The sequence below is a fragment of the Rathayibacter sp. VKM Ac-2879 genome (genome assembly GCF_015351245.1).
In the GTDB taxonomy this organism is placed as follows: domain Bacteria; phylum Actinomycetota; class Actinomycetes; order Actinomycetales; family Microbacteriaceae; genus Rathayibacter.
This window is the reverse complement of the sequence record NZ_JADKSO010000001.1, coordinates 398,904-422,508: the sequence shown is the minus strand read 5'-3', so window position 1 is coordinate 422,508 and position 23,605 is coordinate 398,904. Positions and strand designations below refer to the sequence as shown.

The window sequence follows — 23,605 nt, the reverse complement described above, 5'->3', positions numbered from 1 at the left end:
TCCCCCGTATGGGTGGACGTGTTCCTCATGCCGTTGTTAGCGTCGCCATCGGTCCTGATCACCGCATCGGGGCCAGTCGAAGAAGACGCTGAACTGGAGAAGAACATGCAACGACGCACACGCCACTCCCTCCGCTCGATCGCCTTCGCCTCCCTGGCAACGGCCGCCTGCGCGGTCGCCGCCCTCGGTGGCGCGGCTCCCGCGAACGCAGCGGACGGCGAGATCACGTACACGCTCTACCGCTCCGACAACCCCACCGCCGACGAGCAGGACGCATACAACCGCATCACTGCGGCCGTCGACGCGGCCATCGCGGTCTACAACGACAACTCCGACATCACGAAGCACCTCAACGTCTACTACGCGCCCGGCGTGCCGACGGCCGAGGCCAGCAACAACGGAGACCTCCGCTTCGGCTCCGACCGCAACTACATGGTCCAGGGCACTGCGATGCACGAGATCTCGCACACGATCGGCGTCGGCCAGAACGGCGGCTGGTTCGCCCACTGCGTCAACGGCGTGTGGGATGGCCCCAACGCGACCGCCCTCGTGAAGTCGTTCGACGGGCCGGATGCACAGCTCAACTGCGGCGGCGGGCACATCTGGCCCTACGGCCTGAACTACTCGAACGAGTTCTCGGACGTCGCCTTCGTGCGCCACGTCGACGTCGTGGAGGCGATGCTCACCGACGGGATGTGATCCCCCGACACGTCCCGCACGACAAGGCCGGGCCCACCTCGCAAGAGGTGGGCCCGGCCTTGTCGTGCCCCCGTGATCGCTGAGGTGAGGGAGGAGCCGCTCGGCCCCTCCCCCACCTCTCACTCGTGGATCAGCCGCAGGACCGCGCGGCGTACGCCGCCGTGGCCTGCGTCGTGATCGTCTTGCCGTTCACGACCGCCGAGCCCTTCACCGTGATCGAGCCGGCGGGCACCGAGACGGCGCGCGTCGTGAACGCGGTGGTGGAGTTCGCTCCGGGAGCGACTCCCGTGGCGGTCTTCGACCCGTAGGTCGAGGTCGTCGTCAGGTCGACGGCGACACGGCTGTCGTTCTTCGCCGTACCGGTCAGCACGACCTTGCCTCCGACGCAGCGGGTCGTCGCCGTGGCGCTGACCGAGAGCGAGCCGGTGACCACGACGGTGGTGGTGACCGAGCGGTTGGCCGCCAGCACCTCCTCGTCACGGGTCATGTCGAGGATCGGGCGACCGTCGGCGGCGTAGTGGATGCGCGAGATGCGGGTGTCGCGGCCGTTGCCGCCCACTCCGTCACCCCACGTGTGATACACGAACAGGTCGTTGCCGTCCTCGTCCTGGGTGACCGCGCCGTGGCCCGGGCCCTGCTTGTAGGTGCGGTAGTCGACCACGCCGTTGGGCATCGCCTCGCTCTTGAGCAGCGGGGTGTCGTACTTGTGCCAGCTGTTGATGTCGGTCAGGTCGCTCGACTCGTCGGCCCAGGCGCCACCCACGATGTACTTCGGGCTGACGCTGTCGCTCGAGTAGATCAGCGTGATCTTGCCGTTGCGCTGCACCGCGAAGGCGCCCTCGCTCAGGTGCTCCTCGAAGGTGACCGAGGGGACGATGATCGGGACCGGCTCGCCGATGACGCGGGTCGGGTTGGCCGGGTCGACCTTCGCGATCCAGGTCGCCGGGTCGCTCAGCGGCTGGCCCGAGGGCGTGTAGCGCTGCGACCAGGCGTAGTAGGCGGTTCCGCCCGACTCGAAATAGGTCATGTCGAGGCTGATGTTCTGCGAGAACCCGACACGGCCCAGGGCCGAGCCGTCCGACTTGAGGATCGCGCTGGGCTTGGACCAGTCGGCCGGGTTGCCCGGGTCGCCGCCGTCGCGCATCTGCATGATGTGCGCCTGCACGGTGTACCAGGCGCCGTTCTGCGTCGACTGGTCGTTGTCCGGGTTGAAGCACGGGGCGAAGAGGATCGACAGCTTGCCGCCGATCTCGTGGATCTCGGGAGCCCAGTAGCAGCCCGCGATCACGCGGCCCTCGGCCGTGCGGTCACCGCGAGTGTTGCGGTTGAGCAGGTCGACCTCACGCGAGAGTCCACCGTTGTCGTCGGCGAGCTGGTCGATGGTGTCGGCCACTCGGATCGGCAGGTGACTGGAGGCGATGTTGTTGTTGTTGGTGTCGTCGGTCGCGATGAAGAGGTACTTCGTCGTGCCGTTGTGCTCGTAGCGGTAGATCGTCGGATCCGCGCGGTTGTACGCGAAGGGGTCCGAGTACTGGTGCTGGCGCACGGTGCCCGACAGGTTGTAGGTGCCGGGAGCCGCGGTGGCGAGGCTCTTGAGCTGGTCCTGGTTCCAGTCGACGCCGAGCTGCCCGGTGGAGCCGTCGGAATACGAGAGGTTCGCCTTGACCGTCGAGAGCGACGAGGTGTCGCCCTGCGGGATCGTCTGGCCCGCCACAGTGACACCGGTGTTCACGACGCGACCGAGGCGGTTCAGGAGCGATGTCGCCGTCGCCGACGGGACCGCGAGGGTACCGGCCGGAACCGCTTCGTCGACGCGGCTCGCGAAGCCGGACAGGTCGGGGGCCGCGATGGTCACGGCGACGCCGGAGCGGACCGTGCCACGGTTGTTGTCCGAGACGATCCAGGAGCGCTTGCCGCCGTTCTCGGGCCAGAACGGCGCGGTGCGCAGCTCGGTCCGAGCGAGGTCGGTCACGGTCGTCGAGCGGGTGGCTCCAGAAGAGTCCTTCCACGACACGAGGTAGCGGCCCTGAGCCGAGTCGTAGACCGCGCGAGGCTGCGCGACTCCGTTGGTGGTGCCGAGATCGAGGAGGCCGAGCTCGTCGAAGTCGGTGGCGCCGGCGTCCTTGGCCTTGAACACGAGAGCGCTCGAGGTCTCGGTGCCGTCGGGGCCACCGTTCTCGAGCACGCGGGTCGCGATGACGCCGATCGTGCCGTCCGCGAAGGTGAACAGCGAGGGGTTGGCCATGCTGCGGTGGTCGACGCGGTCGATGGCGATGAACTCGCCGTCGGCGAAGAGGATCCCGCCGTTCTTCGAGAGCGGCGCGGCGTCGGCGACGGAGGTGCCGAGCGCGAGGTGCAGGCTGCGGGCGACCGAGTCCTGGTTCGCGTCGTTCTCGCCGCTGGGCGTGCGCGTGTACGACACGATCTGACGGCCGGTGGAGGAGCTGAGCACCGAGACGGTGAACGTCTTGGTGAGGGTCGTCGAGCCGATCGGCACGGTCGCCGTCACCTTGAGGGTGCGGTCGGTGGCCGTGCTGTTGGTGAGCACGCCGCCCGAGAGGCCCGCGCCGTCGGCGGTCCACGTCACCGTGTAGCCGGGGACGGTGGGCAGGGTCGTTCCGGAGGCGACGACCGGCGGCACGATGAGGACCGTGCGCAGGCGGTCGGCCGCGTCGGCCGCGGTGTCGGCGGTCACGGTCACGGTGGTGGGCGACCCGGTCGAGGAGGAGCCGGCGAAGGTGGCCGTCGGAGTGAGCGTCACGTTCGCGTCGGCGGAGCCTGCCGCGGGGCGGCGGACGGTGCCGTCGGTCCCGATGACGCTCGTGTTGCTGCTCGCCCAGGTGAGGGTGGAGCCGCCTGCGCCAGTGAGGGGCAGGGCGATGTCCGAGGTGACGGCTCCCGAGACCGGCACGCGCGCGGCGGCGGCGTCGGACGCGGCGATCGCGCTGGCGGCCGGGCCGGCCTCCTCACGGACCTGGTCCTGGGTGAGAGCGGACGAATACACGTGGACGTCGTCGATCGCGCCCGCATAGAACGGGTCGCCGCCGTAGAACGACTTGCCGAGCAGGCCCGAGAAGGTCGAGGTGCCCAGCGCAGCGGCACCGGTGGCCGTAGTGGGGGTGGTCTGGGCGAGCGTGCCGTCGACATAGGTCGAGACGCTCACGCCGCTGCGGAGCACCACGGCGACGTGGCTCCAGCGCCCGGTCGCGGCGGGGCCGTTGGCGGTCGCGCGCTGCTCAGAGCCGTTCTTCACCGCTCCGATGAGGTTCCCGCCGCACTGCGGGGTGGTGAAGAGGTAGCGGTCGGAGGACTGGCCGAGCGAGTACGCCCAGGAGCAGCTCTGGTTACCGTCCCAGCGCAGCCACGCCGACATCGTGAGGTCGGTGGTCGCCGCGGTGGTCAGGCCGGGAGCGATCTCGACGTAGGCGGCCGAGGATCCGGCGTTGCCGCCGGGGAGCTTGAGGGCACGGTCGGTCCCGCCGCGGGGTCCGGCGACGGTGGTCGCTCCCGTTCCGCGGAGGGTTCCGGGGTGCGAGCCGGCGGCGTCGGCGAACGTCGCACCGGCGGCGATGCCGGTGCCGACGGCCGAGGAGGCCGAGAAGTCGTAAGAGAGGATCGGGCTGGGCACTGCGGCCTGTGCGGGGGCGGCCTGCAGGACCAGCCCTCCTGCCGTCAGGCTCGCCGCGACCAGGAGGGTCGTGGTTCGTCTCAATCGCATAGTGGTCTGCTTCCGTGGCGGAATCGGTGGGGAGGGAAGGGAGTCGGGAGGGGGGCGGCACGCGGCCGCCCCCCTCCCGACTCAGGTCGTCAGCGGCAGCTCAGCGCCGGGTACGCCGCGGAGGCGCTTCCGGTGGCCGAGTTGCCCGAGACGCCCGTGGCGGTCAGCTGGAGCGTGCCCGCGCTAATCGACGCGGCGCGGGTCGAGAAGGCGCCCGTGACGGTCTTGCCCGGGGCGACCGAGGCGAAGGTCTTGCTGCCCCACGCCGTCCTCATGGTGAGGTCGGCGGTGACGGTGCTGGTGTTCTTCGCCGTGCCCGTCAGGGTGACCTTGCCCGCGAGGCATCGCGGCTCGGCGGTCACCGTGACCGGGATCCCGGGAGGGGCGGTCGCGGTGATGGTCGCGATCGCGGGAGTCGCCGCGGAGTTCGCGAGCTGTCCCTTGACCTGGACCGTGTCGCCTGCCTTCTTCAGGCCCGACAGATCGGCGGTCGCCCAGGTGACTCCGACGGTCTCGCGGTGGCCGTCCTTGAAGGTCGCCCCCACGGTCGAGGGCAGCGTCACCGTGGTGGCGCCGGCCTGCACGGTCGCGGAGACCGGGTCGACCGAGGTGACCAGGAGTGCCGGGTTCCACTTCGCGGCGAGAGCGTCGCGCTCCTTCGCCGTGATCGCCAGCACCGAGCCGTGGCGCGGGGAGGCGGGCAGCGAGAAGTTCGACGGGTAGGTCCACTGGATGTCGCCGTCGAGCGAGTTCGTGCCGAGCGGGATGTAGCCGACTCCGCCGTAGTTGTCGACCCAGAGGAAGTACTTGAACCCGCTCGCGTCACCCGGGTTGGCGCGGAAGATCTCCGGACCCTCCACCTCCGGTGTGCCGGCGGTGCGACCGATGCAGGTGTCGACCAGGCTCCAGGCGCCGGACGCCGTGGTGGCGCGCAGATCCGTCGAACGCTGTCCGATGATGTCGGGCGAGGGGCAGCCCGAGTTCTGCGTGGCCTTCGTGAACCGGTAGTACTGGTCGCCCTCCTTGAGGACGGTCGAGTCGATCAGTCCGTTGCCCTTGTTGAGGCTGGGGAGGTCGGCCGCCTTGAACCACGGCTGAGGAGTGGTGAAAGTGCGGAAGTCGCGCGTGATCGAGGTGACGATCTGCGGTCCGTTGCCGTCGGGCTGCGTGCGCGCGTCGTCGAGGTACATCGACGAGGTCCAGTACACGACGTAGGCGTCGATCGTGGGGTCGTAGGTCGCCTCAGGCGCCCAGGTCATGCCCGCCTTGGGCACGTTGACCTCGACGTGGCGCTGCTCGCCCCAGTTGACGAGGTCGGTCGACTCCCAGATCTCGAGGTAGTGGCTGCCGTTGTCGGTCGCGCCTCCCCAGCCCGAGCGGCCGACCGAGAGGTCGGTCGCGATCAGGAAGAAGCGGTCACCCTCGGGCGAGCGCAGGATGTACGGGTCGCGCAGACCCTGCGTGCCCTTGGTCGAGGTCAGGATCGGCTGCGCGTCGTTGAGGGTCTTCCACTTGAGCGCGTTGTTGCCGTCGGAGGTTGCGAAGCGCAGCTTCTCGCCCTCGACGTTGTCACCGGTGAAGTAGACGAACAGGTACGCGTCGAGGTCGGCCTGGCTCACCGGCGCGGCGGCGAGCACGGTCAGTGGCAGGGTCACGACAACGGGCGAGGCGCCCGAGACGCGCACGGTGGCGGTCAGGGTCACGTTCGTGTCGGCGCTGCCGCGGGTGACGGAGCCCTTCTTGACGACGTTCGGCTCGGTGCCGACGTCGGTGGCGCTGATCACAGCCGGAGCGGAGGAGCTCCAGTCGATGACGGCGCTCGAGGCACCCGAGAGCGACGACACGGAGTCGAGGTCGGCTCCGGTGTTCGGCAGCGAGAGGCTGCCGCGGACCGAGCCCTGCAGGGCCGGGTCGGCCTTGACAGCGGCGGCGACGGCGCGAGCGAGCTCGGCCTGGGCGCTGTCTCCGGCGGCGTACGCCTTGACGGTCACCGTGATGGCGGAGCCGGTGACCGCGGAGCCGCCGTGGGTCGCCGTCGGGGTGAGGGTCAGCGTCGCGTCGGGGGTGCCCGAGGCGGGCCGGGTGACGACTCCGCTCGTGCTGACCGTGCCGGGCGCGCTGGACGCCCAGGTGATCGTGGAGCCGTTGGCGCCCGTGGTCGGGAGCGTGAGGTTCGACGTCACGGCCGAGGTGTCGCCGAGCGAGACGGCGGCGTCCTTCGTGGCGAGCACCGAGTGGATGGACGCGCCGCTCTGCTGGAGCTGGCCCGGGGTCAGCGCGGAGGTCCAGACCTGGACGTTGTCGATCGCGCCGGCCCAGTAGGCGTCGGCGCCGTAGAACGACTTGCCGAGGAAGCCCGAGAAGGTGGAGCTGCCGACGGCGGCCGAGGCGTTGTAGCCGGTGGCCGCGGTGCCGATCTGCTGGCCGTCGAGGAAGGTCGAGATCGAGACGCCGCCGCGGACGACGACGGACATCTGCACCCAGCGGGAGGCGGGAACGGGGGCGGTGCCGGAGGCGCGCACCTCGTTGCCGTTCTTGATCGCTCCGTAGCCCGAGTCACCACACTGCGTGGTCGCGAGCACGTGCGCGTTCACGCCCGAGCCGAGGGTGAACGGCCAGGTGCACTGCGGTGCGCCGCTCCAGAGGAGCCACGCCGACATCGTGACGTCGGTGGTGCCGGCGGGGATGAGCCCCGGGGCGATGTTCACATAGGGGGCGCCCGAGTTGCTGCCGCCGCCCGGGAGCGAGAGGGCGCGATCGCCCGACGCGCCGGAAGGGCCGGCGACGGTGGTCGCTCCAGCGTTGACGACCGTGCCCGGGTGCCCGTTGGCGATGTCGTCGGCGATGACGGCTCCGTTGCTGAGCGCGGCGGTGCCGAGCGCGTCGAAGCTGTACTGCAGGACGGGGGCGGGGACCGTCTCGGCTGCGACGGCGCTGCCGACAGGACCGAGGACGCCTCCGAGACAGACGGCGGCGAGCGTCAGCGAGACGGCCGCCTTCGGGAGCCGGAGGCGCCGCTGGCGGGCCTCTGGCCTGGGGGATCGTGGCATGGGGTGCCTTTCCGAGAGAGCGGGGATGGAGGGGAGGAGGGAGGTGATCAGCCGCAGCGCAGCGCGGGGTAGGCCGCGCTCACGGGCGTCGAGGTCGAGCCGATGGTCGCGGTGCCCTGCAGCGTTCCGGCGACGATCGACGTGGCGCGCGTGGTGATGGCGAGGGAGGCGGTCTTCTGCGCGCCGATCTGCTGGCTGCGCGCGCCCCAGGCGGTGTTCCACTGCACGTCGGCCGTCGAGTTCGCCGCGTTCTTCGTGGTCACCGTGACGACCGCCTTGCCCGAGACGCAGCGGGCGACGGCGCTTGCCGTGACGGCCGAGCCGGTGACCGTGACGGTCACGCGGACGGTCCGGTTGCCGGGCGCCACCTCCTGGTCTTTGCCGAGCGAGAGGTCGAGCGCGCCGTTGGCCCGCACATTCACGCCCTTGAGCCAGGTGTTGCGGTCGGAGTCGAACAGGCCACCGGCGTTCTGCGGGTCGGTGACCATGTGCGGGTCCGGGTAGGGACGCGCATGGTAGGCGAGCACGAGGTTGCCGGACTCGTCGGTGGCGAACGAGTTGTGGCCGGTGCCCGCCTGCTGGCGGGTGTATGCCGTCTCGTCGGCGCCGAGGCGACCCTGGTAGGTGTCGGAAGTGTCCAGCACCGGGAACGGGGTCTGCTTCCAGCTCGCCGGGTTCTGCAGATCGGCGGTGGCGTCGGCGGTGAGCATCCCAAGCGAGTAGTACTTGTCGACCGTGCCACCCGAGTAGGTCAGGTACATCTTCCCGCCCTGCTGCACCATGAACGGCGCCTCGACGACCGGCTGATCGGTGCCCTCGGTGGTGTCAGAGGGGGTAGGCGAGCGCTTGCCCTGCTCCCACGCCTGGCTCTGGCTGTAGACGCGGCTCGACGCGCCCGCGATGAGGGGGACGGTCCCCTTCGGGCCCATCTGCGCCTTCGCGATCGAGATCGAATTGCCGCTGGGGAGGATCCAGTAGCCCTGGGTCGCGCCGTTCTCCTGGCGGTCGATGTAGGTCACATCGAACGGGGCACCCTCGAGCACGACCGGCGCACCCCACTTCGTCTGGTCGAAGAAACCACCCGCGGCGATGGAGGCGTCGGTGCCGGTGTACGGGATCAGCACGGTGTTGTCGCACCAGGCGCCCGTGAGCGCGTAGCCCTTGTGCATGCCGGCGACGATCCACCAGGTGCCGTTGATCTTGTGGAACTCCTGCGCCCAGATGTACCCGCCCCAGCCGTAGAAGGTGTTGGGGTATTGGCTCTGCTTGCCGGGAGTGCCCGCGTCGGGATCGATGACGATCTGCTCGGGCGCGGTCGCGAGGCCCGCGAGGGTCTTCGCGCGCTTGAGGCCGATCTTGCGGTAGCTGGTGCTCTCCTCGATCGGGCCGGTGGACGGCTGACCGTAGTGCGAGCCGGTGAGGTAGTAGTAGCCGTCGTCGGGGTTGAGGAACACGTGCGGGTCGGCCCGCGCGTCGTTCACCATCTTCTCGGGGTCCTGCTGCACGACTCCGCTGACCTGATAGCTGCCCGGCTTGGAGGTGTCGACTCCCGAGAGGTCGTCCTGCCAGTCGACGACGAGGCTCTTGGTGGAGCCGTCGTTGTACTCCATGACCGCCTTCTGCGGCAGGGAGGCGGCGACCGCGCTCGACGAGGCGCCCTGGGCGACCTGCGCCGCGAGGGTCTTGACTCCGGTGTTCTGCAGGTCGACGTAGTTCTTGTAGAAGGTGTCGAACTCGCCCGCCGTGAGAGTGACGTCGCTCGCCTGGTTCTGCGCGGCCCAGCTGGGGATTCCCGCGCCGCTCACGCCGAGCGTGCGGGTGTCGGCGAGAGTGGTGGCTCCCGGAGTGGTGCCGGCGGCGAGGTCGGCGAGGAGGGTCACGCGCCCCTCCCCCGTGAGCAGGTCGGTCCAGAACACCTTGTAGCTCGAGCGGGCCGTGTCGAAGACGATCCGCGGGTCGGTGACGACCGAGCCGGGGGCGAGCGTCACGACGCGCTGGTCGGTGAAAGTGCGTCCGTCGGAGGAGCTCCACAGGTAGAGGGAGTCGGTCGCGTTGTTCTGCGACGAGACCGCCGCGAGCGAGCCGTCCTTCGCGCGGAAGAGCAGCGGCGAGCCCATCTGGGCGTTGGGCTTCTGGTTTTGGTCGCCGTCCTGCGCGACGTAGAGGATCGCCTGCGCGCGGTTGAGCGGCTCCCACGCGCTCGCGCCCGTCGGCAGGGCCGCGGCATAGAGCGCGTCTGCTCGGCGGTCGTCGTTGTAGGCCAGCGGGTCGTCCTTGACTCCGTTAGTCGTCGTCACCGTCTTGACGTAGGTGGCGATGCGGCCGCCGGGAGCGGCGATCGTGCTGGTCCAGCTGAACGTCTGGGCGACTCCGGCGACGGCGGCCTGCAGGGTCACGGAGACCGGGGCGGCGAGGCCCGAGGTGTCGACGCGCCCTGCGGAGGAGACGCGCGCGGCACCGGCTCCGCTCGCAGTCCAGGTCACGGCTTTGCCGAGGACCTGGGAGGGCAGGTCTCCGAGCACTGTCGCGGGCACGGCGAGGGCGGCGCCCACGTCGGTGGCGACGGAGCTCGGTGCGGCGCCGAGCTCGGCTCCGGTCAGTGCTCGGCTGTAGACGCGCAGGTTGTCGAGGAGGCCCGTGAAGTACTCTCCGCCTCCCCAGTTCGCCTTCCCCACCTGCAGTACGCCCCCGGTGCTGCTGAGGATCGTGCTGAGCGACGGGCCGGCCGTCGTGACCGACTTCGCGACGCCGTCGACGTAGAGGCGGGCGGTGCTGCCGTCGAGCACGAGGTCGACGTGCTTCCACTGCGCACCCGATCCCGGAGCGGCGAGGTTGCCGGAGGTGTCGCGGCCGGTGGTGTTGGCGTACCGCTCGACGTTGAGCCCGGTCGTGCGGTCGAGGACACCGAGGTACTTCTCCTGCCCGTAGTTCTGGCCGTCGGCGGTACGCGCGGCGAAGAGGCTCCAGCCGACGTTGCCGTCGGTGGCGGGCCGGGAATCGTACGAGAAGGTGACGCTGTCGCGGCCCTTGAGCAGCGGCTGCCCGTCGGTGCCGGTGAGGTTCAGCCAGAACGACGACGAGAGCGAGGCGGCTGTCCCCTGCCCGTCACGGCCAGGGACGAGGGTCGCGGTGCCCTGCACGCTCGCGCGGGCGGAGCGGTCGGTGAACGCGCCTGCGGTCGGTGCCGAGTCGAAGGTGAAGTCGGCGAGGAGGCTCTGCGCGGGCGTCGGCGGGGTGCTCGGCTCGGCGGCGGCGACGGGAACCGCAGCACCGGCGGCGAGCGCGGCCGCCGAAAGAGAAGCGAGTGCGGCCGCCAGCAGTCGGCGTCGTCGGACGCGCGGGGGTCGTGTCGTCATCGTTGACGGATCCTCTCGGGTTCGACATCGAACCGGTTTGACCCTCAGTTCGCGGAGGGGGAGTCGCGAAGCGGTGCAGGGTATAAGAGCGAAAGTACCTGAAAGTGTTCACGGTAACAACACGGTCGAAGAGGACGGGAGACACCGCGCAGCGGGGTTCGCCCCCTCTGAGAAGCTGCCCGCGCGTCCCGAGACGCCTGCGGGAGCGCTCTCTCGCCGTCTTTCCGGGGGAAGAGTTGCGTCTAGAGGCCCCTGGTGCCACCCTCGAAACGGTTCGAGGGGGTAAACGGTGGCCACGATCGGCGACGTCGCGAAAGCTGCGGGTGTCTCGCGCAGCACCGTCTCGTATGCGATCTCGGGAAAGAGGGCCATCTCGCCCGATACCCGGCGCCGCATCCAGGCCGCGATCGACGAGCTCGATTTCACGGTCAACGCCGGCGCCCGGGCCCTGGCGACCCGACGGACGATGGCACTCGGAGTGCTCGTGCACTTCGATCCGGACGAGTTCGCGCCCGCGATGATGGAGTACCTCCTCCCCATCACGACGCGTGCTCGCGAACTCGGCTACGACATCCTGCTCACGACCGACCGCGACGGAGCCGCCGCCCTGACCCGGCTCTCCGGCTCCGGCCTCGTCGACGGAGTGATCCTGCTGAGCGTCGCGACCGAGGACGAGCGCCTCCCGGCCCTGCGCACGGCACGCCGTCCGGGCGCGGCCATCGGCGTGCCCGCCGATGCCCAAGGGGTCGACGTCTTCGATCTCGACTTCGGAGCCGCCGCGCAGCTCCTCGTCGAGCACCTGGCCGGCCTCGGCCATCGCCGGATCGGCCTCGTCACGCCTCCCGAGCGCGTGTTCGAACGTGGCGGGACCTACTGCTGGCGCTTCCGAGAGGCGGCGCTCGAGACCGCGGAGCGACTCGGCATCGAGCTCGCGGTCCGCGCCGCCGCCTCCTCGGCCGCGGGCATCGAGCCGATGGTCTCGGGGTTCCTCGACGAGAACCCGGACCTCACCGGCCTGATCGTGCACAGCGACCGCACGGTGGCGATGCTGCCCTCCCTGCTCGGCCCTCGCGGCATCCGCGTGCCCGACGACCTCGCCGTCGTCGGGCTGTACTCGGCGGAGTTCGCGCGCGACTTCACCCTTCCGTACAGCTTCGTCGAGACCGGCCCGAGCGAGCTCGGCACCCGCGTGGTGGACGCGGTGGTCGAGCGCATCGAGGGTCTCGCCACGGCAGGCTCCGGCACCACGCGCCTCCTCGCGGCTCGCCTGGTCGATCGCGGCAGCACCCGGAGGCTGTGACCGCGACCTGGCGTGAGGAGAGCCTCCCGCGGACCGACTGCGTGAACCCTCACCCTTGTGTCGGGGCGTCCGCGAAAATAAGGTTATCGAACCGGTTCGAAGCATCGACGCTTCGCAGCGCCTCGGCGCCCCGGTCTCTCCGCCCCACAGGAAGAAGCTCGCGTGACGATGACGTCCCCCCGCAGGCGCGCAACCCATGCGCTCGCACTCTCGCTCAGCGCCGCCACGGTGGTCGCTCTCACGGCACTCGTGCCGGTCGCGTCGCCCGCTTTCGCGGCCGACTCCGACATCCCGCAGGACGCCCTCGTGCTCCGCTACGACTTCGAGCAGGGCCAGGTCTCGGGCTCGAAGGTGACCGATCTGTCGTCGAAGAAGCTCGACGGCACCATCGTCAACAGCGGCTCGGCCACCTACGTCGCGGGCCGCACGGCCGGCACGCAGGCGATCGACCTCCCCGGCGGCGCGTCGGACTCGACCAGCGCCCCTTACATCACCGTGCCCAACGGCGTCTTCCAGGGCATCAGCGGAGCCACGGTCTCCGCCTGGACGAAGTGGTCCGGCACCGACGGGTTCCAGTGGCTCTGGTGCCTCGGCATCAGCCCCGACGCCGCATCGGCGTTCGCGCCCTCCTTCGACAGCGGCAACGCCCGGGCGATCATCAAGCAGCTGCGCGGCGGAGGCGAGACCGGCGCCTCGAGCACGTCCGCTCTCCCGAAGGACCAGTGGGTCAACGTCACCGCGACGATGGACGGGAGCACCATCGCGCTCTACCTCAACGGCCTCCAGGTCGCCTCCGCCCCCGCCTCGGTCGACCTCGCCGCCCAGCTGTACTCGGCGTCGGCTAGCACGAGCGGCAATATCGGCCGCGCCCTGTGGAACGTCCACCCCTACTACGACGGTGCGATCGACGACTTCCGCGTCTACAACCGGGCGCTCACCGCCGCGCAGGTCCGCGGACTCGCCGGCAGCTCCGCGCCCACCGTCACCGCGCTCTCCACCAGCTCGGTCACCGTGCTCACCAATGTGGGGACTGCGCCGACACTGCCCGCCGGGATCGACGCCTCCTACTCGGACGGCATCTCGCGCACGGCCCCCGTGACCTGGGACTCGGTGCCCGCGTCGGCCTACGCCACCCGCGGCTCCTTCACGGTCAACGGAGTCGTCACCGGCACCACTCGCGCCGTCACGGCGGTCGTGACCGTCCGCACGCCGGGCGAGCTCAGCATCGACCTCGGCACGACCACCGGCGACTTCATGGGCGGCGCCTCCGGCTCGCTCTACGGCGTCTACGGCGACGGCGTGCCCTCACGCAACCTCCTCGAGGGGATGGGCCTGCGCACCGTCTCGACTAAGGCCCAGGACGGGCCGCAGCACCCGGGAGCGGACGCGCTGGACGTCGTCAAGCCGATCGCCGACGCCTCCAACGGCGACGTCTTCATCTACATGACCGACATCTACCGAGGCTTCCCTTACGAGTGGCCGGGCGACACCCCGCAGGCCAAGCTCGCCGACTATCAGTCGAAGATCGCGAAGCAGGTCGACCAGGTCCTCTCGATGCCCGCTCAGTATCAGGACAACATCGTCTTCGTGCCCTTCAACGAGCCCGAGGGCAACATGTTCGGCAACGGGCAGTGGAGCTACAACGGCACCAGCTGGCTCGACAACCCCACCGACTTCTTCGCCGCGTGGGACAGCACCTACGCCCTCATCAAGGGCAAGATGCCGACGGCTCGCATCGCCGGACCGAACACGAGCATCCTCTACAACCAGATCCGCGGCTTCATGACGCACACCCTCGCGAAGAACACCGTGCCCGACGTGATGACCTGGCACGAGCTCAGCAATCCCGGCGACATCCGCACCAACGTCGACCGCTTCCGTTCCTGGGAGGACGAGCTCTACACCGGCACCTCCTACGCCGGGAAGCACCTGCCGATCAACCTCAACGAGTACGCCTTCAACTACCACACCTCCGTTCCCGGCCAGATGATCCAGTGGGTCAGCGCGCTGGAGGACAAGAAGGTCGACGGCGACATCGCCTACTGGAACATCGACGGCAACCTCAGCGACTCGGCCGTCCAGGCGAATCGCGCAAACGGCCAATGGTGGCTCCTCAACGCCTACTCGTCGATGACCGGCAAGACGGTCGCGGTCACGCCTCCGCAGCCCGGCGCGAGCTACACGCTGCAGGGCGTCGCCACCCTCGACACCGCGACCAAGCAGGCCCGCGCGATCTTCGGGGGCAGTAGCGGTTCGCAGAGGGTCACCTTCGACCGCATCCCCTCCGCCACCTTCGGCTCGAAGGTGCACGTGAAGGTCAACGAGATCCGCTGGACCGGCCAGGTCGGCGACTCGGGCGCGCCGCAGACCGTGAAGGAGTACGACGCGACCGTCACCAACGGCAGCCTCGCGCTCGACTTCGGCGGCTCGCTGCCCGCCCTCGACGCGGACTCGGCCTACGAGGTCATCGTGACTCCGGGAGCCAACGCGACCTCGCCCTCCTCCTCGCCGGTCGACTTCCGCCAGAAGTACGAGGCCGAGGACGCGCCCTTCACCGGGACACGCAACCTCAACGGCCCCGAGGGATCGCCGAGCAACGTCGGCGGCTTCTACACCTCGGGCGGCCGCGATGTCGGCGGCATCCGCGCAGGCGGCGACCTGAAGCTCAACTTCCAGGTCACCGTGCCCAAAAACGGCGACTACAACCTGAGCATCTTCGCCAACTCGCTCAACACCTTCGCCGCCAACGCCCAACAAGGGCCGGTCAACGCCTTCGTGACCGTCGACGGAGCAGCCGAGCAAGAGGTCTACCTGCCGCTCGCCTACAAGTTCGTGGTCTGGGACCACGCCGACACGAAGGTCGCCCTGACCGCCGGCACGCACACGATCTCGCTAGCCGCCAAGAACCTGGCGGGCACGAAGTCGACCGTGGGCGACGAGATCATCGACAAGATCGAGCTCTCCTTGCCGAGCGCCTCCTCCGCGACCTCGATCTACGAGGCCGAGACAGGCGACCTCTCCAGCGGAGCGACCGCCGACTACTCCCGCGCAGGAGTCTCGGGCTCGGGGGTCGCCAGCCTCGGCACCGGCGCCACCGACACCCTGTGGACCTATAGCGCCAAGGACGCCCCGGCGTCGATCGGCATCGACACCCTCGGCGGCGGCTCAGGTGACCTGTACGTCAACGACGTCAAGGTCGGCCCGGTCACCTCGAGCACTGTCAAGCAGGTGTTCCTGTCGGGAGGCGTGAACAAGATCGAGGTCACGGGCACGAGCGGCACGCTGCTGCTCGACCGCATCACGATCGGCGCCTCGAGCGGTGCCCTGACCAGCACGAGCTACGAGGCGGAGGCGGCGACCATCGCCGGACCCGCCGTGGTGCGCGACCTCTCGCTGGCCTCGGGCGGCAAGGCGGTCGGCAACATCGGAGGCGGACGCAACGGCGACTCCTCGCTCACCTTCTCCTCGGTGCAGGCCAAGGACGACGGGACGTACGCGCTGACCGTGCGCTACTCCAACGAGGAGCAGTCGCCCGCGACGCACTACAACCCCGACCCGATCGCCCGGCACGCCGACATCACGGTCAACGGAGTCACGCAGCGCGTGCTCTTCCCGCACACTTTCCACCAGAACCAGCTGTGGGATCTGACGGTGCCCGTGACCCTGAAGAAGGGCTCGAACACGATTTCGTTCACCTCGAAGGAGCTGCCCGAGTTCGACGGCAAGACCTACCTGTCCGACACGTTCCCGGGGGTGCTGCTCACCTCGCAGTACGCACCGAACATCGACAAGATCTCGGTCACCCCGATGACGCTGCGGACCGCGGCCCTGACGGTCGACGCCTCGGCACTGTCGCGCTGCATCGCGGGCAAGGTCACGGTCACCGGTACCGCGACCAACACCGGTCCGGTCGCCGCCGACGTGACCGTGACGTCGGCGTGGGGCAGCAAGTCGTTCGCAGCCGTCGCTCCCGGCAAGACCGTCACCGCCGCCTTCAGCACTCGCGCCACGAGTGTCACGGCCGGCACCCTGACGGTCGCGTCGACGTCGTCCACGGCGGGCGCCGCCGCTCCGGCTTCGGCCCAGCCCGGCTTCGCCGCGCTCAGCTGCCGCTGATCCCCGGAGCGGGCGGCCAGGCGCATCGCGCCCGGCCGCCCGCTCTTCTTTTTCTGGCCCGTACCGGTGGAGCCGCGCCTCCTCGGGAAGGGCGCGGTCTCCCACCCTCACGGTCTCGAGCGAACGACCGGATACCGTCCCGCTCCACCCACGCCCTGCCCGCCCCGGCCGACCGAGACGCGGCCGACGACGACGGAGGAGACTGCTCAGTCGAGCAACAGCGCCGGTTCCTCGAGGACGCTCGCGACATCGGCGACGAAGCGGCTGACGACGTCGCCGTCGACGACGCGATGGTCGAAGGATCCACCGACGGTGGTGACGTAGCGGGGCCGGACTTCGCCGTCGACGACCCACGGCTTCTGCTTGATCGTGCCGAGGGCGATGATCGCGACCTCGCCCGGGTTGAGGATCGGCGTGCCGGTGTCCATCCCGAACACCCCGATGTTGGTGATGGTGATGGTGCCGTTCTGCATGTCGGCGGCCGTGGTCTTGCCGTCGCGAGCGTCGAGGGTGAGCTTCTCGAGCGCCTGGGCCAGTTCGAGGAGGCTCATCGATTGGGCATCCTTGACGTTCGGGACGAGCAGGCCGCGAGGGGTCGCCGCGGCGATGCCGAGGTTGACGTAGTGCCGGACGATGATCTCGGTGTCGGTCCAGGCGGAGTTGACGGTGGGGTTCCTCCTGACCGCCCAGATGATGGCCTTCGCCATGATGAGCAGCGGTGAGACTTTGACGCCCGCGAAGTCTGGCGAGTTCTTGAGCCGCTTGACGAACTCCATCGTGCGGGTCGCGTCCACGTCGACGAAGACGCTGACGTGGGGGGCGGTGAAGGCGCTCGTCGACATCGCCGCGGCGATGGCCTTGCGCACGCCGCGGACGGGGATCCGCTCTTCGCGCGAGTCTGCCCAGTCGGGCGTCTGAATGTTGCGGAAGACGCTGGCCTGGGACGCGTGGCGAATGACGTCGTCGCGGGTGACCTCACCGGCGAGCCCGGTGGCCTGCACCTCGAGGAGGTCGACGTCGAGGTCTTTCGCGAGCTTGCGGATCGGCGGCTTCGCAATGACGGGCAGGGCGGCCGCGGCGGGCACCGAGGCGGGTCGTTGCGGTGCACTCGGGCGGGCCGGCGCAGCGGCCGGCGCCGCCCCCGGGCGACGTCGGCGGGTGGCGACGTGTCCGCCCGCCGTGCCGTAGCCGACGAGGGCGGCCCCGGAGCCCTCTCCGGGCTCGGACGTGGATGGCGCGGGCTGGGCGGGCATCGCCGGGACCTCGGGGCCGGCGGCACCCGCGCTCGAGCGGACGGTGATGATCGGGGTGCCGACGTCGACCGTCTGTCCCTCGTCGACGAGCACGTCGACGACGGTGCCGCTGAAGGGCGAGGGCAGTTCGACGAGCGACTTCGCGGTCTCGATCTCGACGAGGACCTGGTTCACGGTCACCTCGTCGCCGATCTTCACCCTCCAGGCCACGATCTCGGCCTCGGTGAGGCCCTCGCCCACATCGGGGAGGAGGAACTGTTCGGTCATCGGCGGGACTCCTGGGGGCTCGGACGGGAAGGGATCGCGCGTCAGTACGCGAGCGAGCGGTCGACGGCCTCGAGCACGCGGTCGACGTCGGGAAGGAAGAGCTTCTCGACCTTGGCGGGCGGGAAGGGGGTGTCGAAGCCGGCGACCCGCAGCACGGGCGCCTCGAGCGAGTAGAAGGCACGCTCGGTGATCGTCGCGGCGATCTCGGAGCCGAGGCTGACGTTCGCGGAGGCCTCCTGCGCGACGATGAGTCGGCCGGTCTTGCGCACGGACGCGAGAAGCGGCTCCCAGTCGATGGGCGAGATCGAGCGCAGGTCGACGACCTCGAGGCTCGTGCCCTCCTCGCCGGCGAGCTCGGCCGCCTGGAGCAGCACCGAGACCATCGGACCCCAGCCCACCACCGTGACCTCGGTGCCCTGGCGCACGACGCGGCTCGCGTGCAGCGGGGTACCGGAGGTGGAGAGGTCGACATCGCCCTTGGGCCAGTAGCGGCTCTTGGGCTCGAAGAACATCACCGGGTCGTCCGAGGCGATCGCCTCCTGGATCATCCAGTAGGCGTCGTGGGGCGTGGAGGGGCTGACCGCTCGCAGGCCCGCGGTGTGCGCGAAGTACGCCTCGTTGCTCTCCTGGTGGTGCTCGACCGCTCCGATGTGGCCGCCGTAGGGCACGCGGATGACGACGGGCATCGTGACCGAACCCTCGTGCCGGTTGCTGATCTTCGCGAGCTGTGAGGTGATCTGGTCGAACGCGGGGTAGATGAACCCGTCGAACTGGATCTCGCACACGGGCCGGAATCCGCGCAGGGCGAGGCCGATGGCCGTCCCGACGATGCCCGATTCGGCCAAGGGGGTGTCGAGGACGCGCCGCGGACCGAACTCGGCGTGCAGGCCCTCCGTGATCCGGAAGACGCCGCCGAGCGGGCCGATGTCCTCGCCCATCAGCAGCACGCGCTCGTCGTCGGTCATCGCGCGGCGGAGACCGGCGTTCAGGGCCTTGGCCATGGACATCGACTCCAGCTGCGCCCCCGTGAGGGGCGGCTGCACGGCCGTGGTGCTCGTGTCGATCGTCATCACTCGCCTCCGAACGATTCCTCGTAGCGCTGAAGCCACGCCTTCTGCTCCTCGACCCGCGGGTGCGGCTCGGCGTACACGTGGTCGAAGATCACGTCGGCCTCGGGAGGCTCGAGCTCGAGCAGCCGACGACGGATGTCGGCGGCGAAGTCGCGCGCCTCCTCGTCGACCTCGTCGAAGAACGACTGCGCGACCCCTTCGGAGCGCAGGAAGGCGGCGAAGCGCGTGATCGGGTCCTTCGCGACCCACGAGGCGAGCTCGTCGTCCGTGCGGTACTTGGTGGGGTCGTCGCTCGAGGTGTGCGCCCCGATGCGGTACGTGAGGGCCTCGATGAACTGAGGTCCGCCTCCTGAGCGCGCGTCGTCGAGGTGCTTGGCGGTGACCGCGTAGCTCGCGAGCACGTCGTTGCCGTCGATCTGCACGCCGGGAATGCCGAAGCCGGAGGAGCGGAGGTAGAGCGGGCTGCGCGACTGCGTCGCGACGGGCACCGAGATCGCATAGTGGTTGTTCTGCAGGAAGAACACCTCGGGCGCCTGATAGCTCGCGGCGAACACCATCGCCTCGCTGATGTCTCCCTGGCTGGAGGCGCCGTCGCCGAAGTAGACGACGACGGCCGCGTCGCGCTCGGGATCGCCCGTGCCGGTCGCGCCGTCCAGGGTGAGGCCCATCGCGTAGCCGGTGGCGTGCAGCGCTTGCGAGCCGAGCACGAGAGTGTAGAGGTGGAAGTTGCCGTTGGCGGGGTCGGTGGGATCCCATCCGCCGTGGGTGGTCCCGCGCAGCAGCGCCAGGACCCCGAGCAGATCGACGCCGCGGATCTTGCCGACGACGTGCTCGCGATAGGAGGGGAACACGTGGTCCTGCGGTCGCATGGCGAACGCGGAGCCGACCTGGGCCGCCTCCTGCCCGTGGCTGGGGACCCAGAGCCCCAGCTGACCCTGTCGCTGGAGGTTCGCCGCCTCGATGTCGAAGCGGCGGACGATCGCCATCTCGCGGTAGAACTCGCGATGCTGCTGCTCGCTCACGCCCTCCACGATCGAGGCGTAGGCCTCGGCCGCAGGGGTCGGCGCGAACCGCCCGTCGGCGGTGAGGAACTGGACCGTCGGCGACTCCGTGCTGGTGGCTACCACCCGACTAACCTATCCGCCTCGCGGGATGCCCCTGCGGGAGGGACTCCACAATCTCGGCCGCCGCAGTGAGGAGCTTGTCGACAGAGCCGGCCTCGCCGACCGACACCCGGATGCCCTCGGGCGGAAACGCGCGCACCACGACTCCCGCCCGCTCGAAGACGCCGGCGGCCCACTCCGTCTGCTCACGGGTGTCGAACCAGAGGAAGTTCGCTTCGGAGCGCGGGATGGTCCAGCCCTGGTCCTGGAGCGCCTGCCAGAGCCGGTCGCGGAGGCGTGTGATGCGGCGCACCCGCTCGAGCAGCTCCTCGCGGTGGTCGAGGGAGGCGACCGCGGCGGACTCGGCGAAGCGCGTGACGGCGAGCGGGATCGCGGTGGAGCGCGCGGCGTCGAGGATCCGCGCATGTCCGATCGCGTAGCCGACGCGGAGCCCGGCGAGGCCGTAGGCCTTCGAGAAGGTCCGCGCGATCACGAGGTTGGGGTAACGGGTGAGGAGACGCGCACCGTCGACCGCGCGCTCGTCTCCGACGAACTCGGCGTACGCCTCGTCGAGCAGCACGAGCACATCGCTCGGCACCCGATCGAGCAAGGCGACGACGTCGTCGGCCGTCGCGATCGTGCCCGTGGGGTTGTTGGGGCTGCACACGATGATCAGCCGGGTGCGTCCGGTGACGGCCTGCGCCATCGCCTCGACGTCGTGCGTGTCGTCGGGGCGGAGCGGCACCCGGACGCTCGTGGCGCCGGCCGTGGTGACGAGCGCCGGGTAGGCCTCGAACGAGCGCCAGGCGTAGACGACCTCGTCGCCCGCTCCGGCGGCGGCGCTGATGATCTGCGCGATCACCGCGACAGAGCCGGCTCCGACGATGACCTCGTCGACCCCCACGCCGAACCGGGCGGCGATCGCCGTGCGCAGGGCGCTCGCCGAGGCATCGGGGTAGCGGTTGAAGTCGTCGATCTCGCGCACCTTCGCGAGCACAGAGGGCAGCGGATCGAAGGGGTTCTCGTTGGACGAGAGCTTGAACGCGTCGGCGGGAGCGGCGCGCCCCTGCCGGTAGGCGGGCAGCGCGAGGATCTCGGGGCGGAGGCGGACGGGAGGCTCCTGCTGGTCGGTCACCCGCCCATGCTAGGCGGAGGCGGAGACACGGCCGGGAGGCACCAGCACGCACCCCGCCGAGCAGCGCGATAGTGGAGTCATGCGCAGACTCCTCCTCAGCCTCGTCACCCATGCAGTCGCGCTCTGGCTCACGACGCTCGTCGTCGCCGGGGTGCGAGTCGATCCGTTCGACGCGGGGGCCACGCCCGCGATCCTCACGTATCTGTTGGTCGCTCTGATCTTCGGCGTCGTCAACGCCGTCGTCGGCCCGGTGGTGCGGGTGCTCGCCTTTCCCCTGTACGTGCTCACGTTGGGTCTGGTTTCGTTCCTCGTGAACGGGGTGCTCCTCATCGCGACCGCATGGGTCAGCGGGCTCTTCGGCTTCGGCCTCGCGGTCGACGGCTTCTGGTGGGGTGTCTGGGGCGCGCTCGTGCTCGCACTCCTCAACTGGTTCATCGGCCTCGTCCTCCGCCCGCTCGCCCGCCACGGCGAGGACTGACCCGGGCGGCGGAGAACTCCCGAATCCGCCTCCTGGGGAGGAGCCTCCGTGGGCCAGAATGGGCGGGTGACCCGCCACTCCCCTGCACCCTCGGCGTTCGCCGTGTGCTTCGTGTGCACCGGCAATATCTGCCGGTCGCCGATGGCCGAGGTCGTGCTGCGCTCCCTCGCCGAGCGCGCCGGTCTCGCCTCCGCCATCGAGATCAGCTCGGCGGGCACCGGCGAGTGGCACCTCGGCGAGCATGCCGACCAGCGGGCGCTCGACGCCCTGGAACGCCACGGCCTCACCGGCGAACACCACCGCGCGCAACTGTTCGACCCGGGCCGCTTCGAGGAGCTCGACCTGGTCGTCGCGCTCGACCACGGCCACGAACGGGCCCTCCGCTCGTGGGCGCGCACCGAGGGCGACAGGCAGAAAGTGCGTCGCCTCCTCGACTTCGAGCCGGGCCTCTCACCGCAGGGCGACGTCCCGGACCCCTACTATTCCGATGCGGCGGCGTTCGACCAGGTGCTCGCGCTCATCGAGCGCGCCTGCCGGTCGCTCTTCGCCCAGATCGAACCCGGACTGCGCGGCAATCGCACGGTCCGCACCGACTCCTCCGGCATGCGCACCGTCGCCCGCCCCTCGCCGGACGACCGAGAACCGGAAGGCACACCCGCATGACCTCGCTCCCCCCTCAGCCGCTGAGCCCCCTCGACGGACGCTACAGCGCCGCCGTCTCCCCGCTCGGCGAGCACCTGTCGGAGGCGGGTCTCAACCGCGCGCGCGTGCACGTCGAGATCGAGTGGCTGCTCGCCCTCACCGACCGGCGCCTGTTCGGCTCGGAGCCGGTCGACGCCGCCACGGCCGAGGAGCTGCGCCGCCGCGCGCGCGACTTCGGCCAGCCCGAGATCGACGAGCTCGCCGTCCTCGAGGCCCGGACGCGCCACGACGTGAAGGCCGTGGAGTACCTCGTGCGTCGCTGGCTCGACGAGCTCGGACTCGAGCGGATCGCCGAGCTCACCCACTTCGCCGCCACGAGCGAGGACATCAACAACCTCTCCTACGCGCTCGTCGTCAGGGAAGCGGTCGGCGAGATCTGGCTGCCGAAGCTTCGCTCGGTCGTCGACTCCCTGCGCGAGCTCGCCGTGCGCTACCGCGACGAGGCGATGCTGAGCCGCACTCACGGGCAGCCGGCCACCCCCACGACGATGGGCAAGGAGTTCGCGGTCTACGCCTACCGGCTCGACCGCGTGATCGCGCAGATCGACGCCACCGAGTACCTCGGCAAATTCAGCGGAGCGACGGGGACCTTCGCCGCTCACCTCGCGGCCGACCCGAGCACCGACTGGCCCGCGCTCGCGGAGGAGTTCGTCACCTCCCTCGGCCTCGTCTTCAACCCGCTCACGACACAGATCGAGTCACACGACTGGCAGGCCGAGCTGTATGGCAAGGCCGCTCACGCGAACCGTATTCTGCACAACGTCTGCACCGACATCTGGACCTACATCTCGCTCGGCTACTTCCGTCAGATCCCCCAGGCCGGAGCGACCGGCTCGTCGACGATGCCGCACAAGATCAACCCGATCCGCTTCGAGAACGCGGAGGCGAACCTCGAGCTCTCGAGCGCGCTGCTCGACTCCCTCGCGCAGACGCTGGTGACCTCGCGCCTGCAGCGCGACCTCACCGACTCCACGACACAGCGCAACATCGGAGTCGCCTTCGGGCACTCGCTGCTCGCCCTCGACAACGTCGCACGGGGCCTCCTCGAGATCGACCTCGATCCCCTCGCACTCGCCGCCGATCTGGACGGCAACTGGGAGGTGCTCGCGGAGGCGATCCAGACGGTCATCCGCGCCGAGGTGGCGGCCGGCCGCTCGGCCATCACCGATCCGTACGCGCTGCTCAAGGACCTCACCCGCGGCAAGCGCCTCGGGGCGGAGGACCTTGCCGTCTTCGTCCGGCGACTCGACATCGGCGACGCGGCGAGGACGCGCCTCCTCGCCCTGACGCCCGGCGGGTACACGGGGCTCGCCTCCGAGCTGGTCGATCGCCTGTCGTGAGGCGGCCGCGGGAGGCCC

General features: G+C 70.0%; 13 protein-coding genes. 6 read left to right on the top strand and 7 right to left on the bottom strand.

What is annotated here, in order from left to right:
- Nucleotides 1-105: 105 nt before the first annotated feature.
- On the top strand, nucleotides 106-699 hold the full coding sequence (locus ITJ45_RS01985; RefSeq protein ID WP_194607164.1) for a hypothetical protein: 594 nt from the start codon (nucleotides 106-108) through the stop codon (nucleotides 697-699).
- 130 nt (nucleotides 700-829) lie between these two features.
- On the opposite strand, the gene ITJ45_RS01980 is transcribed toward ITJ45_RS01985, so the two are convergent.
- The 3 genes from ITJ45_RS01980 to ITJ45_RS01970 all read right to left on the bottom strand — a co-directional run bounded on the left by ITJ45_RS01980 (nucleotide 830) and on the right by ITJ45_RS01970 (nucleotide 10,823).
- Nucleotides 830-4,417: a LamG-like jellyroll fold domain-containing protein gene (locus ITJ45_RS01980; protein WP_194607163.1), complete on the bottom strand. Its 3,588-nt coding sequence runs from the start codon at nucleotides 4,415-4,417 to the stop codon at nucleotides 830-832.
- A gap of 89 nt (nucleotides 4,418-4,506) precedes the next feature.
- The gene (locus ITJ45_RS01975; RefSeq protein ID WP_194607162.1) at nucleotides 4,507-7,467 is read right to left on the bottom strand and encodes an immunoglobulin-like domain-containing protein; all 2,961 of its coding nucleotides are present in this window, start codon (nucleotides 7,465-7,467) and stop codon (nucleotides 4,507-4,509) included.
- Nucleotides 7,468-7,514: 47 nt separating this feature from the next.
- Nucleotides 7,515-10,823, bottom strand: a complete 3,309-nt coding sequence (locus ITJ45_RS01970) for a LamG-like jellyroll fold domain-containing protein (RefSeq protein WP_194607161.1) — start codon at nucleotides 10,821-10,823, stop codon at nucleotides 7,515-7,517.
- 289 nt (nucleotides 10,824-11,112) lie between these two features.
- On the opposite strand from ITJ45_RS01970, the gene ITJ45_RS01965 reads away from it, so the two are divergent.
- Nucleotides 11,113-12,123 carry a LacI family DNA-binding transcriptional regulator gene (locus ITJ45_RS01965; protein WP_194607160.1) on the top strand — a complete coding sequence of 337 codons (1,011 nt, stop codon included), beginning with the start codon at nucleotides 11,113-11,115 and terminating at the stop codon, nucleotides 12,121-12,123.
- Nucleotides 12,124-12,291: 168 nt separating this feature from the next.
- Nucleotides 12,292-16,239: a LamG-like jellyroll fold domain-containing protein gene (locus ITJ45_RS01960; protein ID WP_194607706.1), complete on the top strand. Its 3,948-nt coding sequence runs from the start codon at nucleotides 12,292-12,294 to the stop codon at nucleotides 16,237-16,239.
- 206 nt (nucleotides 16,240-16,445) lie between these two features.
- Here ITJ45_RS01960 and ITJ45_RS01955 read toward each other — a convergent pair whose 3' ends face one another.
- From ITJ45_RS01955 to hisC, 4 genes are all read right to left on the bottom strand, one after another.
- Nucleotides 16,446-17,759, bottom strand: a complete 1,314-nt coding sequence (locus tag ITJ45_RS01955) for a dihydrolipoamide acetyltransferase family protein (RefSeq protein ID WP_194607159.1) — start codon at nucleotides 17,757-17,759, stop codon at nucleotides 16,446-16,448.
- A gap of 41 nt (nucleotides 17,760-17,800) precedes the next feature.
- Nucleotides 17,801-18,766 carry an alpha-ketoacid dehydrogenase subunit beta gene (locus ITJ45_RS01950; RefSeq protein WP_194607705.1) on the bottom strand — a complete coding sequence of 322 codons (966 nt, stop codon included), beginning with the start codon at nucleotides 18,764-18,766 and terminating at the stop codon, nucleotides 17,801-17,803.
- 62 nt (nucleotides 18,767-18,828) lie between these two features.
- Nucleotides 18,829-19,956: a thiamine pyrophosphate-dependent dehydrogenase E1 component subunit alpha gene (locus tag ITJ45_RS01945; RefSeq protein ID WP_194607158.1), complete on the bottom strand. Its 1,128-nt coding sequence runs from the start codon at nucleotides 19,954-19,956 to the stop codon at nucleotides 18,829-18,831.
- 4 nt (nucleotides 19,957-19,960) lie between these two features.
- Nucleotides 19,961-21,067 (bottom strand): histidinol-phosphate transaminase, encoded by a 1,107-nt coding sequence (hisC, locus tag ITJ45_RS01940; RefSeq protein ID WP_194607157.1) that lies wholly within the window; start codon nucleotides 21,065-21,067, stop codon nucleotides 19,961-19,963.
- Between the two features lie 79 nt (nucleotides 21,068-21,146).
- Here hisC and ITJ45_RS01935 point away from each other — a divergent pair, with 79 nt between their 5' ends.
- The 3 genes from ITJ45_RS01935 (at nucleotide 21,147) to purB (ending at nucleotide 23,587) form a co-directional block, all read left to right on the top strand.
- Complete coding sequence (locus ITJ45_RS01935; protein WP_194607156.1) at nucleotides 21,147-21,545, top strand: phage holin family protein; 399 nt, start codon at nucleotides 21,147-21,149, stop codon at nucleotides 21,543-21,545.
- Between the two features lie 66 nt (nucleotides 21,546-21,611).
- Nucleotides 21,612-22,208, top strand: coding sequence for a low molecular weight protein-tyrosine-phosphatase (locus ITJ45_RS01930; RefSeq protein WP_194607155.1), 597 nt, complete (start codon nucleotides 21,612-21,614; stop codon nucleotides 22,206-22,208).
- Complete coding sequence (gene purB / locus ITJ45_RS01925; protein ID WP_194607154.1) at nucleotides 22,205-23,587, top strand: adenylosuccinate lyase; 1,383 nt, start codon at nucleotides 22,205-22,207, stop codon at nucleotides 23,585-23,587. The genes ITJ45_RS01930 and purB overlap by 4 nt, the downstream gene beginning before the upstream one ends.
- The last annotated feature ends 18 nt before the right edge of the window (nucleotides 23,588-23,605 follow it).

Coding starts and splice junctions, on each gene's coding strand:
- ITJ45_RS01985 (WP_194607164.1), top strand. CDS start 106: ATGCAACGACGCACACGCCACTCCCTCCGCTCGATCGCCTTCGCCTCC.
- ITJ45_RS01980 (WP_194607163.1), bottom strand. CDS start 4,417: ATGCGATTGAGACGAACCACGACCCTCCTGGTCGCGGCGAGCCTGACG.
- ITJ45_RS01975 (WP_194607162.1), bottom strand. CDS start 7,467: ATGCCACGATCCCCCAGGCCAGAGGCCCGCCAGCGGCGCCTCCGGCTC.
- ITJ45_RS01970 (WP_194607161.1), bottom strand. CDS start 10,823: ATGACGACACGACCCCCGCGCGTCCGACGACGCCGACTGCTGGCGGCC.
- ITJ45_RS01960 (WP_194607706.1), top strand. CDS start 12,292: ATGACGTCCCCCCGCAGGCGCGCAACCCATGCGCTCGCACTCTCGCTC.
- ITJ45_RS01955 (WP_194607159.1), bottom strand. CDS start 17,759: ATGACCGAACAGTTCCTCCTCCCCGATGTGGGCGAGGGCCTCACCGAG.
- ITJ45_RS01950 (WP_194607705.1), bottom strand. CDS start 18,766: ATGTCCATGGCCAAGGCCCTGAACGCCGGTCTCCGCCGCGCGATGACC.
- ITJ45_RS01935 (WP_194607156.1), top strand. CDS start 21,147: ATGCGCAGACTCCTCCTCAGCCTCGTCACCCATGCAGTCGCGCTCTGG.
- purB (WP_194607154.1), top strand. CDS start 22,205: ATGACCTCGCTCCCCCCTCAGCCGCTGAGCCCCCTCGACGGACGCTAC.